Source organism: Clostridium lapidicellarium, from assembly GCF_041224415.1.
GTDB classification, from domain to species: domain Bacteria; phylum Bacillota; class Clostridia; order Clostridiales; family Clostridiaceae; genus Clostridium_B; species Clostridium_B lapidicellarium.
This window is the reverse complement of sequence record NZ_JBGFFE010000002.1, coordinates 1-13,670: the sequence shown is the minus strand read 5'-3', so window position 1 is coordinate 13,670 and position 13,670 is coordinate 1. Positions and strand designations below refer to the sequence as shown.

Here is a 13,670-nt window from a genome sequence, read left to right as displayed (position 1 = left end):
AGATATGAAGATATGGAAAAAAGAAAAGAAGCTTAGGGCGAAAAAGGTACATGTTATGAAAGTTGGTACCCATAGGAAATCCATCATTTTTCTGTGGGTACTGCTTGTTGGCAGTATTATTTTTGGAATTTATAAGAATTTTACTGCCATAGATATAAAAACTGTTCATGAAACAAAGGTCATTGAAAAACAAGTGGTGGATACCAATCAGATAGAAAATTTCGTGAAGAACTTTGCCAATATCTACTACTCATGGCAAAACAACCAGAAGTCTATAGATGCGCGAACAGAAAACCTCAAAGGGTATCTGACTAAGGAATTGCAGGATTTGAATACTGATACTATTCGAAGAGATATACCAACGTCTTCTACAGTTAATGACGTGGAAATCTGGAAAGTAAAAAAGGTAGATAACAATAAATATGAAGTTATTTTTTCTGTTGATCAATTGATAACGGAAGGTACTACAAAAAAGGTTGTTGATTCCTCTTATGAAGTGACAGTCTATGTTGATAAATCCGAAAACATGGCCATTATAAAAAATCCAACCATTTGTGGAATACCTGCCAAGTCAGTTTATGAACCAAAGATACCAGAAAGTGATGGTAGAGTGGGTGAGGCTACTACAGAGGAAATCAACGAATTCTTAAAGACATTCTTTAAACTCTACCCTACTGCAAGTAAAAAGGAGTTGTCCTACTATGTAAAAGACGATGTACTGAAACCAGTTAGTAAGGATTATGTATTTTCAGAGCTTATCAATCCCGTGTATCGAAAAATTGATAATAAAGTGCAGGTATCGGTATCTGTGAAGTACCTTGATCAACAGACAAAGGCGATACAAATTTCACAGTTTGATTTGACTCTGGATAAGGATAGAAATTGGATGATTGTTAAATAAAAATAGCAACAAATGTTATATTATCAAGAATAGAAATTACCATGCTTTATCATTTATTAACGATTTATATTAATTACTAAATAAAAAGAATATTTTTATTCCTTTCCAAGCAGCCATAATATATTTACACCTAAAGCATCAGCTATGGCAACAAGTTCCTTGTCTGTAACCGGTCTTGTTTTGGATTCAATTTTGGATATTGCTGTTTTTTCAAGAGTTATTCCTCTTACTGCAAGTCTAGCGAGTAAATCGTTTTGAGTTATTTTGGGCTTATTTCTAAGCCTTGCATATTTGACCTTATCACCAATTAAATTTTTGTTTTTATTTTTAGTGTATGCCATTAAGCTAATCCTCCAAAATAATCCTTTGTCTATATTGATTATATGTGAGAAATAATGTTATAATTTGCTTGTGAAGCAAGTTTACTAATTATATGGAGGATTTTATGGATAAGAAAATGAGAATAAGGCATGAAATAGAAGAAACTAGGCATATTTTAAATAATAAATTATCACAGAATATCTTAAATAAAGATATGATAGATGTGGATATATTAAGTGTAAGCTGGGAATTAGACAAGTTAATTCTTGATTACATAAAAGAGGAAAGTTTGCATAGATAGAAACTATATTGTTTATACTTATTTTTTATTATATTCGTTAGTAAATATAGTAATATATTAAAATTGTAACAAAACAAGCATTAATTGCAATAGCATGCAGTATGCTCATTGATATATATTATATTTTAAAAGAAGTTACATCGTTTAAAGATTTAGAAAGCAGTCATTTTGTCTCTATTAACAAGGACTTATATAAAATATATGGAATTGATTATAAACAAATTGATAGATATAAAGGATTGATGATTTAAATAGAACTTTTTATAAAAAATTTATAGTTAAGTTTTTTAATGCTAATTTTTTAGAAACGAGATCTAATATAGTTTCTGCAAATATTAATTTTGTAGAGGAAATATTACATCTAGGTAAGGAAAATATTGAAGATGATGAGTTCGTACCTTTGGGTGGAACGGTTAATATTATTTGCAGGAATGGTTTAAAGATGGTAATGCATACGTGGAGAGATAAAGAGTATAAACACCTTGATATTTTGGAAAATGAAATAAGTACCTATTTAAGGTTTGAATATAAAATAAATGATAAAAAAGAATGGTTACATGTAATTGAAAAAGGTGAAGAATGGTATTAATATAATAAAAATTTCAGAAAATAAAATGGCCTTTATATTTAAAATAATGCTATTACTTATGGTATGTATTGAAAGTAATGCATTATTAATTTTAAGTTAAATTATAAATAATTAGTTGTAAAATACAACGGTTGTATGATACAATTCATTTGAGGTGGTTATATGGAAGAAACCGAAAGTAATTATTTAAGAGAGCTGATTAGGATATTAGTAAGAAATCTAGGAATATTGGAGAAAGGAGATTCAGTTTGTTGTGGTGTAACTATTTCGCAATGTCATGCTATTGTAGAGATTGGGAGAGCACAAAAAATTTCTTTGAATAGGCTTGCTGAAATACTGACTTTGGATAAAAGTACAATGAGCAGAACAATAAATAATCTTGTTGAAAATGATTTTGTAATTAGAGAACTGCATCCAGATGATAGACGATACGTAACAATAAAACTTACAGATAAGGGAGTAGGAGCATTTAAAAATATTGAAGGAAGTATGGAAGAATATTATGAAAGAATTTTTAAATCTATACCTGAACATAAAAGGGAACAAGTAATTGAAAGTTTAAAATTGCTTGTTAAGGCTGTAAATCAAAATAAATGTTGTTAAGGAGGAATATATTATGAAAAATTCAATTAAAGGTCAAGTTAAAGAGTATTATGGCAATATAGCTAGAAAGGTAAGCGATAAAACCAATGTTAATTGTGGATGCGGTACATCATCATGCTGTGGAGATACTACCAAAAATCAAAATTTGTATACTAAAGATTTTATAGAAGGGTTGCCGGATGAAGCTGTAAATGCATCACTTGGATGTGCAAACCCTGTTGTACTTGCTAATCCTAAATTGGGTGAAACAGTTCTGGATCTGGGAAGTGGTGGCGGAATAGATGTCTTTATTTCATCTAAATATGTTGGTGAAGATGGGAAAGTGTATGGCCTTGACATGACAGATGAAATGCTGGAATTAGCAAACAAAAATAAAGAAAAAATGGGAGTTAAAAATGTAGAATTTATAAAGGGATATATTGAAGATATACCTTTAAAAGATGAAACAATAGATGTTATTACATCAAATTGTGTAATAAATCTATGTGAAAGTAAAGAAAAAGCCTTGTCAGAAGCTTATAGGGTATTAAAAAAGGGTGGAAGGTTAGCAATTGCGGATATTGTTGTTCTTAAAGATGTACCGGAAAATATAAGGCATAGTGTTGAAATGTGGGTAGGGTGTATTGCAGGTGCTTTACCAATCAAAGAATATGAGGAAATACTTGAAAAGGTCGGATTTAAAGATATTGAAATAACGCCGATAAATATATATACCAAGGATGTTATAGAAGATATTGCAAAGCAAAAAAAATTAGATGATGTATATAGTAAAATAGATACGGATATTGTTGATGGAGCTTTCGCAGGAGCGCATGTAAAGGCATATAAATTTTAGGATAAAGATTGTATATAAGTGGGAGATGTGGAGAAAGGTGAATTTTAATATTGAAGAAATAACTGAAAAACACTGGGAAGAAGTATCAAAAATTTATTTGGAAGGTATAAATACAGGTAAAGCCACATTTCAGACAGAAGTACCTACATGGCAGGATTGGAATAACAGCCACATTAAATCATGTAGATTAATAGTATGTTCATCTACTAAAGTATTGGGATGGGCAGCTTTAAGCCCAATTTCAAGTAGATGTGTATATGCAGGTGTTGCAGAAGTAAGCATATATATAAAAAAGGAATACAGAGAGAAGGGCATAGGAACCGCCCTTCTAACAAACTTAATAAAATTTTCAGAAGAAAATGGATTCTGGACTTTGCAATCTGTAATTATAAAGGAGAATATTAAAAGCATAGATCTTCATAAAAAATGTGGTTTTAGAAAAGTAGGTATAAGAGAAAGATTGGGAAAAATGAGTAATGGTGTATGGCATGATGTGGTTTTGATGGAACACAGAAGTAAATCAGTTGGAATAAATTAGATGCATATAGTAGAAATTAATTAGATATTTATACAAATTGAGAATAAATAAAATCTTATTACATAGACTATTATACATATAATAGTCTATAATTTTAATTAATTTTAGTAATGTTGTTGACAATACATAGATAATAATCTATATTTATAAATATAGATTATTATCTATGTGAAAAATGATTTTGTGAATTTATATTTAAAAGTTAAACATAAAGATTTTAAAAATAAAAATAAAAAGCTTTTTGAATTAATATGAATTTTACGAAATTATAATTGATAAATCATAGGATTAAGTTTTTTAGTTTCATTCTCCCTAACTGATGAAATTATTTAGTTAATCCTATGAAATTTCAAGATAGTTGTTTAATGCTATTTATATAAAATGTTAAATGTATGCTAAATAATTATTATAATTATTGATAACTAATATGATCTACCATATGATTATGAATAAGTAATTACATAAAAGAATTAGGGAGTGATATTATGCAAAAGAAAGTATTATTTTTATGTACTCAAAATTCTGCAAGAAGCCAAATGGCAGAGGCCATACTAAATGATAAAGGTAAGGGCAAATTTATTGCCTTTAGTGCGGGAAATCAGCCAGCTGATGATATTAATATTTATGCAAAAATTGTTATGAAAGAAATGGGTATAGATATTAGTAATTACAAACCTAAGTCAATACAACAATTTTTAAATGAGGAGTTTGATTTTGTTATTACATTATGTGATAAGGCTAAAAATGAATGTCCTACTTTACCAAATGATGCAATTTATGTGCATTGGGGGATAACTGATCCGAGAGATTTTAAGGGAAATGAGGAAGAGACAGTTAATCACTTTAAAAAAATTAGAAATGAGTTGGCTAAAAGAATTAATTTATTTATTGCTCTACCAATAGATAAATTGGACAAGGTGACATTGAGAAAAAGATTAGATGAAATAATTTTAAAATAATATTTTATTTTTAATATATGGCTATAGTGAAAGATTAAAAGGTATAAAAATAATGTTTTATTGATTATAAATTAATCATTATAAGTAACAAATAAATGTTCATTACATAGGTTATTATATATATAATAACCTATTATTTTTATTTATTACAATAATCATATTGACAACACATAGATAATAGTCTATATTATACATATAGATAATCATCTATATAAGGAGGTGACTTTATGAATTTGGATTACGAACTAAACGCAAAAATATTCAAGGCACTGTCAGATCAAAACAGATTAAAGATCATTGATATACTTTCCTGTGGTGAAAAATGTGCTTGTGATTTACTGGAACATTTTGATTTTACACAGCCTACTCTATCTCACCATATGAAAGTTCTGATGGATTGTAAGCTTATTAAATGCAGAAAAGAAGGGGTATGGAGTCACTATTCATTAGATAATACTAATACGAATAAGCTGATGTTGTTTTTAATGAATATTATGACGGATACAGAGGAATGTATCTGTAAAGGCAAGAGTATTGGTTTATGTAAAACTGACAATGAAAAATAAATTTATATAATAAGGAGAGATTTATATGAAAAAAATGATAATTTTTGAACCGGCAATGTGCTGTTCTACAGGTGTATGCGGACCTTCCATAGATCCAGAATTGTTAAGGATCTCCACTGCTATTAATACACTTCAAAAGAAAGGAATATTGGTTGAAAGGTATAATTTGACCAGTAATCCCCAAATATTTGTAGACAATAAAACAATTAATGAGGTATTGAATAAAGAAGGTACAGAAATACTTCCAGTAACTATGGTAGATGGTGTAATAGTAAAAACAAAGGCATATCCGACAAATAAGGAATTTTGTGAATTACTAGGTATATCAGAAGATTATTTAAAAACTGGACTTAAGATAAAGTCTAAAGGCTGTGATTGCGGAGGAGGATGTTGTTAATGTTTAAAAAATTTAACCCTGACAGTATACATTTAACTAAATATTTGTTTTTTACAGGTAAAGGCGGTGTAGGCAAGACTTCCACTGCTTGTGCCACTGCTGTTACCCTTGCAGATCAAGGGAAAAAAATCATGCTCATTAGTACAGATCCAGCTTCCAACTTACAGGACGTGTTTGGTACAGATCTCGATAATAAAGGAGTTGAAATTAAAGAGGTACCAAATTTGACAGTAGCAAACCTCAATCCTGAAAAGGCTGCGGAAGAGTACAGGGAAAGTGTAATAGCTCCATATCGAGGTAAGCTTCCGAAAGCAGCCGTTAAGAATATGGAAGAACAGCTTTCAGGTTCTTGTACTGTGGAAATAGCAGCTTTTAATGAATTTTCAACTTTTATTACTGATGAAAAAATTGAAGAAAAATTTGATCATATAATTTTTGATACAGCACCTACAGGGCATACTTTGAGGATGCTTCAACTTCCTTCGGCTTGGAGTAATTTTATAGGAGAAAGTACTCATGGAGCTTCATGTTTAGGGCAGTTATCAGGACTTGAAGATAAGAGATCATTATATAAAAATGCGGTTGAAACTTTATCGGATGGAACAACGACTACTCTTGTTCTTGTTTCAAGGCCTGAAATTACACCTCTTAAAGAAGCAGAAAGAGCATCTAAAGAATTAAGAGATATAGGTATAAATAATCAGTCAATGATTGTAAATGGTGTACTTGAAATTCATAATGACAATATTTCAAACGCAATTTATTTAAAGCAGAAAAATGCTTTAGAGAATATGCCTAAAAGCTTAAAAGATCTTGAAATTTATGAAATACCACTTAGGCCATATAATGTAACAGGAATTAAAAATATAAGAGCATTTTTAAAAAAAGATAACGTTGAATATAAAGTTGCAGAATTAAATGTAAATAAAATAAATAAGCTGAAAGATATAGTTGATGATCTATACAATAATGATAAAAAGGTGATATTTACTATGGGAAAAGGCGGAGTAGGTAAGACGACAGTTGCGGCTGCCATTGCCCTGGGACTTTCAAAAAGAGGTAAAAAGGTTCATTTGACTACTACTGATCCAGCAGCACATTTAAAATTTGTTTTAAACAAAAATTATGGTATTACAATAAGCCATATTGATGAAAAAGAGGAACTTGAAAAATATAAAACAGAAGTATTAAATAATGCCAGAAAAACTATGGATGAAAGCGACATAGCATATATTGAAGAGGATTTAAGATCTCCGTGCACACAGGAAATAGCTGTATTCAGAGCTTTTGCAGATATAGTTGAGAAATCAAAGGATGAAGTTGTGGTAATAGATACAGCACCTACAGGTCATACATTATTACTATTAGATTCCACAGAAAGCTATAATAGAGAAATACAGCGTTCAGAAGGCAATATACCTCAATCTGTCAAAGATCTTTTACCTGAACTCAAAAATGCCAATGATACAGAAGTCATTATTGTAACTTTGGCCGAGGATACTCCAGTTTACGAATCCATGCGTCTCGAAGCAGATCTAGAACGTGCGGGAATTGCAAGTAAGTGGTGGGTTATAAATTCTAGTATGTATATGGCTGATACTACAAATAGTGTACTCAAGGCTAAAGCAAGCAATGAAATACCATGGATAAACAAAGTCAATGAAATTTCCAATGGAAATTTTGCATTAATAGAATGGAAAGCAGAAGAAATTAAAGATGAAAAATTATTTGAGTTATTAGGTTAAAGAAAACAGGAGGAATGTATATGAAAAGTAAATCATCTAGATTGTCATTGCTTGATCGTTATTTGACGCTTTGGATATTTCTTGCTATGTTTGCAGGAATTTTGCTTGGGTGGGGTGTACCGGGTATATCAAGAGGACTATCCAGTCTGTCCGTTGGAACTACATCCATTCCAATTGCAATAGGGCTTATTGTAATGATGTATCCGCCACTCGCCAAAGTAAACTATAAAGAACTTGGAAAAGTATTTAGAAATCCTAAGGTATTATCTTTATCACTTATTCAGAACTGGATAATAGGACCTATACTGATGTTTGCACTTGCAGTAATATTTTTACATGCTTATCCTGCATATATGACAGGTCTTATCCTCATTGGAATTGCCAGATGTATTGCCATGGTTATTATATGGAACAGTCTGGCAGATGGTGACACGGAATATGCAGCTGCACTTGTAGCTTTTAACTCTATATTCCAGGTTATATTTTATTCTATATATGCTTATATATTCATAACTGTACTTCCAACTTGGTTTGGACTTACCGGCTATAGTGTAGATATTTCTATGGGGAAAATTGCCTCATCTGTTGCAGTTTATCTTGGCGTGCCTTTTGCACTTGGAATACTGAGCAGGTTGTTGTTGGAGCCTAAAATGGGTACTGAATGGTATACAAAAAAATTTATCCCTAAAATAAGCCCTTTGGCTTTGATTGCATTATTGTTCACTATTGTTGTAATGTTTACCTTTAAAGGAAAGTATATTATAGAATTACCTTTAGATGTAATCAGAATTGCCATACCACTTGTAATCTATTTTGTAGTTATGTTTTCAATTTCGTTTTTTATAAGTTATAAATCAGGTATAGATTATAAGAAGACAGCTACACTTTCATTTACTGCTGCAAGTAATAATTTTGAGCTTGCTATAGCTGTGGCAGTTGCTGTATTTGGTATAGAGTCCAAGGAAGCTTTTACGGCAGTAATAGGGCCGTTGATTGAAGTGCCTGTAATGATAGGACTTGTGAATGTAGCATTGCACTGGGGAAAAAAGTATTTTGCATTAAATAGATAGGAATTTTTAAGGGGGTATTGTTAATATGGAATGGGAATATAAAGTATTTACGGTTGACCATTTTTTAAGTTCACAAGAAAATTTAAGTATAGAAGAATTACTAAATAAATATGGAAAAGAGGGATGGGAGTTAGTAGGAATTTTACAAAATCTTTATAAAACATTGGGTAAATCGTCTAAATTAGATAGTGATTTAATAGTGTTTAAAAAATCGGAATATAAATCATAATATTAAAATTTAACACAGGAGGAGAATAAGATGAAGCCAAAAGTAGCTTTTATATGTGTCCATAATTCATGCAGATCACAGATGGCTGAAGCAATAGGAAGATTATATGGAAGTGAGGTATTTGATTCATATTCAGCTGGAACGGAGATTAAATCCGGAATAAATAAAGATGCAATTAGAGTAATTAAAAAATTATATAGTATTAACATAAGTGAAACTCAACATGTCAAATTGATTGATGATTTACCCCAAATTGATGTAGTAGTAAAAATGGGATGTAATGTCACATGTCCATTCTTGCCATCCAAATATGAAGAAGATTGGGGACTTGAAGATCCTACAGGAAAAAACGACGAGGAATTCATTAAAACAGCTAAAATAATTGAGGAGAAAGTAAAGAATCTAATAAAAAAAATAGAAAATAAAGAAATTAAATTATAACAAATAATAAAAAACGAGGATCGATGTACTGAATAATTTTAAATTTTTAATAATAAAAAAGAGTGAAAATCACCCTTTTTTATTATACCATTTTTTTGAAATAACAAAATTTTTTACTCTTTTCAAAAAGCTTATTAATAAGCTCTAAATCTAAATCTCCTAAAAAGACTCCATAATAGATTATTTATTCCAAGCTACTAAAACAAATTTTCCAATTACTATGAAGCTTTAACTTTTATATTAAGTTCTCTACAGTTTTCTTCACTTCCAATACATTGATGGATAAGTTTACTTCGCTAGATTATTGATATAACTAAAAATATATCATGTATAGAATTAAGACGATTTTCTACATACAATCAGATTATCACTGTAATGATTATAGAGTGTTACTAGATTATATCATTCTTTATAAACAACCAAAGTAAAGCAATATGATAAATGGTTTTATTATATATCAATGATATTTTCGCACATTTCTTTCATTTTACAAAAGTTTGCTCAATACTCTCAAAAGAATCTATTGTTATAACAGAAATTCCAGAAAATGTTGAAAGATAATGTCTTTTAGCATTAAAAACCGCTATTAGGCGGAAATTACGTTTTTATATCATATCTAAACTAATTTGTCTAACAGCGGCTTTTCTACCTGCTAAAGCTGCTGCCTTTTTTATTATGGACAAGCATCTCTTCATCATAGTAAGCAATATTAACTATTGGACAGTAGCAAAATAAGGAGGTCTCCGTTATGAGATTAAAATATGAATCTCGCCCTTGTGAACAGAGTGATTTTCTAAAAAAAGCTCATTTTTATTTTGGGATAGCTATGGTCTATCTTATGTAGAATTATATCATATAATAGAAAATAATGTCATATTAAAAGCTCGTTCGGATAACAATATCCGTTCGGGCTTTTTTCAGTTCTTAAAATATTTTTCTCAAATAAAAAGAATTTTCTGCAACAAGTATCGACCTCCCGGTGAGAGTCAGTGTGAAAGAGGAAAAAAGAAACGAAGTCTTCTCATTCCTCACTGGCTTGGAAAGGGGGTGATATCTTATGAAGCCATCTTCTTTCAATAAATTACTACTTAAGAAGTTTAATCACAAAATACAGGACGATTTTCAGACAACCATTCAATTTCAGTTTGACCATATGGCAAGAAAAGTGATGATACGTACCAGAAGTAATTGCTATCGTTCTATTAATAGGCAGAGTAAGCGTGAATGTCTGTTTTCAGAAATGTCGGAATTGGAATTGAGCAAGTTACAAACCTTTGATACCTATCATCTTGATAGTCGAATTTATGAGATATTGTCACTGAATGTGGAAGTTATTGATTATCAGATTGCAGAGGCACTGGATATTTTACCAAAACGCAAGCGTGACATCATTCTGATGTCTTACTATCTGGAAATGTCGGATGCAGAAATTGCGGATGAATTAGGTGTAAACCGCAGTACAGTATACCGCAACCGCACTAGTGCATTAGAGATTATAAAAGAACTATTGGAGGAGGATTTATGAAAGAAACAAAGAAATTAATTCCCTTTCCTATTATAAAGGCAGCAAGTGAGGGCTACACTTTGGCAATTGAATGTATATTGAAGCATTATGAAGGCTATATTGCCAAACTTTCTACAAGGATTCTTGCTGACGAATACGGCAATGGGTATTATTTTGTGGACAAGGATATTCAAGAACAGCTTACTACTGCTTTACTGAAAATGATCTTCAATTTTAAAATCTAAACATATAAGGGCGTAGGGATACACCCATACGCCCTGACTTTAAGGTTGTCATTCTATCAAATCATATTTCTATTCAGTATGCTTTGATAGGCTGACAAGGCCTTATGATCTTTGAGAAAGAAAACACCTTTTGAAGGTGTAGTATAACGCAATCAGATACATTCAATATGCAGAGAGCCGGCGAACTGGAACGCCATGACCATTGAAAGGAGGAATAAAAAGTGAGCGATTATTCCAGTGCTTCGCAAGTGACCTGTGGCAAGGTTGCTGTCATGACCTGCATATTGGGATAATGATACTCCTGCCTTGAACGTCTGCACGGCATTGGGTGGTATACCCATAAGTATGGGATAAGGTGAAAATCCTGTGGAGCTTTGCCAGAGTCATCTGATTTGTTGATTCCCTATATATTTAAAAGCGAGGAGGTTTTTGATGGATAAAAAATTGATTCGATACAGTATGCAAATTGCTATGTTAAAGCAACTGCTTTCCTGTAAGTTAATTTCAAAGAAGGAATATAATCTTGTTAAAAGCCGACTTATGAAAGACTATAAAATATTTTCTGATATAACAGCTTGAAAATGTATCATTTTATATGATATTATAACACTATAAAGGAGATACAAAAGGAGGCTGTTATATGCAGAAAGTTGAAGTTATAAAAGCAAGAGATGTATTGCCAAAACGAGTACGTGGAAAAACTATAGAACGCCTACGTGTTGCTGCTTATTGTCGTGTCAGTACAGATAGTGAAGACCAGTTGAATAGTTACAAGTCACAAGTCAGCTATTATACTGATTTGATTAATAAGAATAAAGAGTGGGTATTAGTAGATATTTATGCAGATGAGGCAATTACAGGTACGCAGGTTACAAAGCGTGAGGATTTCCAGCGTATGATTAATGATTGTATGAATGGTAATATTGATATGATTATTACAAAATCTATTTCAAGGTTTGCCAGAAATACTTTGGATACGCTGAAATATGTTCGTATGTTGAAAGAAAAAGATATTGCCATCTATTTTGAAGATGAAAAGATAAACACACTTACGATGGATGGAGAATTACTGCTTGTTGTACTTAGCTCTGTAGCACAACAGGAAGTTGAAAACATTTCTGCCAATGTTAAAAAAGGATTAAAAATGAAAATGAAGCGCGGAGAATTAGTTGGATTTCAAGGTTGCCTTGGATATGATTATCATGCAGAAGACAAGACTATTACTATAAATGAAGAAGAAGCGGAAATTGTTCAATATATCTTTAAGAGATATATTGAAGGTGTTGGTGCTTATGTAATAGGCCATGAATTAGAGAATCTTGGATACAAGACGAAATATGGAAATACTACATGGGCACCGTCTACAGTTATTGGAATTATTAAGAACGAGAAATATAAAGGTGATTTATTGTTGGGTAAGACTTTTACTGTTGACCCTATTTCAAAGAGACGTCTCGAAAATATGGGAGAAGAAGACAAGTTTTACATACGTGATCATCATGAACCTATTATTAGTGGGGAGGTCTTTGAAAAAGCACAGGAAATCCTTAATAGAAGAAGTAAAAATAGAACAACAGTAGGTGTTGGAAAAAGAGAAAAATACAGCAGAAAATATGCCTTTAGCTGTATGCTTGAATGTGGATTCTGTGGTAGTAACCTGTCAAGACGTGTCTGGCATAGCAGTTCCAAGTATAGCAAGATTGTCTGGGAGTGTGTAACAGCTACCAAAAAAGGTAAAAAGTTTTGCCCAGACAGTAAAGGTATACCCGAAAAAGCAATTGAGGATGCTTTTGTTGAAAGCTATCGTTTGCTATGTAGTGATAACAAAGATGTACTGAATGAATTTCTTCAGAGAATGGACGATACATTAAGTAGCAGTACTATAAATAAGCAACTTGCTAAAGTAGAAAAAAATATAGACATAATAGAAAACAAAAAAAATAAACTAGTAGATATGCTTCTGGAAGAAGCTATAGATAAGGATATGTATGAAATGAAGTATTCTGCATTGATAGAAAAGCAGGAACAGCTTTTAAATGAACGTGAGAAACTACAAAAATCAGCAGGCAATGAAAAAAATATTAAACATCGTTTGAAGGAATTCAAAAAGACATTAGAGAAAAATGAAGTTTTAGATAAATTTGATAGGCACGTTTTTGAAAGTGTTGTAGAAAAAGTGATTGTCGGTGGAATTGACGAGGATGGAAATAAAGATCCAGCACAATTAACATTTGTATATAAAACAGGTATGAAAAACAATGTGAATGGAAATAAATTTAAACCACAGAGAAGAAATAATAAAGATAAAAATAAGACTAGCAAATTGTACTCCCATGATAATAACGAGGTCAATAAATTGTCTTCTCATAGTAGCGTTGATACAAAATAACTGGGAAAATCTATCTACATATTTTGACTTTTCTCAA

Annotated in this window: 18 protein-coding genes; 17 read left to right on the top strand and 1 reads right to left on the bottom strand. The window is 31.1% G+C overall.

Annotated features, from left to right (window positions below):
* The first annotated feature begins 4 nt into the window (after window positions 1-4).
* A complete protein-coding gene (locus tag AB8S09_RS02090) occupies window positions 5-901 on the top strand; it encodes a conjugal transfer protein (protein ID WP_369868385.1) in 897 nt (298 codons plus the stop codon).
* 95 nt (window positions 902-996) lie between these two features.
* On the opposite strand, the gene AB8S09_RS02085 is transcribed toward AB8S09_RS02090, so the two are convergent.
* The gene (locus tag AB8S09_RS02085; RefSeq protein WP_179978085.1) at window positions 997-1,242 is read right to left on the bottom strand and encodes a helix-turn-helix domain-containing protein; all 246 of its coding nucleotides are present in this window, start codon (window positions 1,240-1,242) and stop codon (window positions 997-999) included.
* A 104-nt stretch (window positions 1,243-1,346) separates the two neighbouring features.
* Here AB8S09_RS02085 and AB8S09_RS02080 point away from each other — a divergent pair, with 104 nt between their 5' ends.
* The 16 genes from AB8S09_RS02080 to AB8S09_RS02005 all read left to right on the top strand — a co-directional run bounded on the left by AB8S09_RS02080 (window position 1,347) and on the right by AB8S09_RS02005 (window position 13,633).
* Entirely contained in the window at window positions 1,347-1,523 is a 177-nt protein-coding gene (locus AB8S09_RS02080; RefSeq protein WP_369868384.1) for a hypothetical protein, read from the top strand.
* A 400-nt stretch (window positions 1,524-1,923) separates the two neighbouring features.
* On the top strand, window positions 1,924-2,112 hold the full coding sequence (locus AB8S09_RS02075; protein ID WP_179978084.1) for a hypothetical protein: 189 nt from the start codon (window positions 1,924-1,926) through the stop codon (window positions 2,110-2,112).
* Window positions 2,113-2,274: 162 nt separating this feature from the next.
* Window positions 2,275-2,715 (top strand): MarR family winged helix-turn-helix transcriptional regulator, encoded by a 441-nt coding sequence (locus AB8S09_RS02070; protein ID WP_179978083.1) that lies wholly within the window; start codon window positions 2,275-2,277, stop codon window positions 2,713-2,715.
* A 13-nt stretch (window positions 2,716-2,728) separates the two neighbouring features.
* Window positions 2,729-3,550, top strand: coding sequence for an arsenite methyltransferase (gene arsM / locus AB8S09_RS02065; RefSeq protein WP_369868383.1), 822 nt, complete (start codon window positions 2,729-2,731; stop codon window positions 3,548-3,550).
* Window positions 3,551-3,587: 37 nt separating this feature from the next.
* Window positions 3,588-4,088, top strand: coding sequence for a GNAT family N-acetyltransferase (locus tag AB8S09_RS02060; RefSeq protein WP_179978081.1), 501 nt, complete (start codon window positions 3,588-3,590; stop codon window positions 4,086-4,088).
* A 485-nt stretch (window positions 4,089-4,573) separates the two neighbouring features.
* Complete coding sequence (locus AB8S09_RS02055) at window positions 4,574-5,047, top strand: arsenate reductase ArsC (RefSeq protein WP_179978080.1); 474 nt, start codon at window positions 4,574-4,576, stop codon at window positions 5,045-5,047.
* A 227-nt stretch (window positions 5,048-5,274) separates the two neighbouring features.
* Window positions 5,275-5,613 (top strand): ArsR/SmtB family transcription factor, encoded by a 339-nt coding sequence (locus AB8S09_RS02050; RefSeq protein WP_369868382.1) that lies wholly within the window; start codon window positions 5,275-5,277, stop codon window positions 5,611-5,613.
* A gap of 25 nt (window positions 5,614-5,638) precedes the next feature.
* The gene (gene arsD, locus AB8S09_RS02045) at window positions 5,639-6,010 is read left to right on the top strand and encodes an arsenite efflux transporter metallochaperone ArsD (protein ID WP_179978079.1); all 372 of its coding nucleotides are present in this window, start codon (window positions 5,639-5,641) and stop codon (window positions 6,008-6,010) included.
* Entirely contained in the window at window positions 6,010-7,755 is a 1,746-nt protein-coding gene (gene arsA, locus AB8S09_RS02040) for an arsenical pump-driving ATPase (RefSeq protein ID WP_179978078.1), read from the top strand. Before arsD ends, arsA begins: the two co-directional genes overlap by 1 nt.
* Window positions 7,756-7,775: 20 nt before the next feature.
* Window positions 7,776-8,825, top strand: coding sequence for an ACR3 family arsenite efflux transporter (gene arsB / locus AB8S09_RS02035; RefSeq protein WP_179978077.1), 1,050 nt, complete (start codon window positions 7,776-7,778; stop codon window positions 8,823-8,825).
* A gap of 25 nt (window positions 8,826-8,850) precedes the next feature.
* The gene (locus AB8S09_RS02030) at window positions 8,851-9,054 is read left to right on the top strand and encodes a DUF4177 domain-containing protein (RefSeq protein ID WP_179978076.1); all 204 of its coding nucleotides are present in this window, start codon (window positions 8,851-8,853) and stop codon (window positions 9,052-9,054) included.
* A 30-nt stretch (window positions 9,055-9,084) separates the two neighbouring features.
* Window positions 9,085-9,495 (top strand): arsenate reductase ArsC, encoded by a 411-nt coding sequence (locus tag AB8S09_RS02025; RefSeq protein ID WP_179978075.1) that lies wholly within the window; start codon window positions 9,085-9,087, stop codon window positions 9,493-9,495.
* A gap of 1,057 nt (window positions 9,496-10,552) precedes the next feature.
* Window positions 10,553-11,020, top strand: coding sequence for an RNA polymerase sigma factor (locus tag AB8S09_RS02020; RefSeq protein ID WP_179978074.1), 468 nt, complete (start codon window positions 10,553-10,555; stop codon window positions 11,018-11,020).
* Window positions 11,017-11,244, top strand: a complete 228-nt coding sequence (locus AB8S09_RS02015; protein ID WP_179978073.1) for a helix-turn-helix domain-containing protein — start codon at window positions 11,017-11,019, stop codon at window positions 11,242-11,244. Before AB8S09_RS02020 ends, AB8S09_RS02015 begins: the two co-directional genes overlap by 4 nt.
* 432 nt (window positions 11,245-11,676) lie before the next feature.
* Complete coding sequence (locus tag AB8S09_RS02010; protein WP_058953099.1) at window positions 11,677-11,823, top strand: SHOCT domain-containing protein; 147 nt, start codon at window positions 11,677-11,679, stop codon at window positions 11,821-11,823.
* 61 nt (window positions 11,824-11,884) lie between these two features.
* Window positions 11,885-13,633, top strand: a complete 1,749-nt coding sequence (locus tag AB8S09_RS02005) for a recombinase family protein (RefSeq protein ID WP_369868381.1) — start codon at window positions 11,885-11,887, stop codon at window positions 13,631-13,633.
* The last annotated feature ends 37 nt before the right edge of the window (window positions 13,634-13,670 follow it).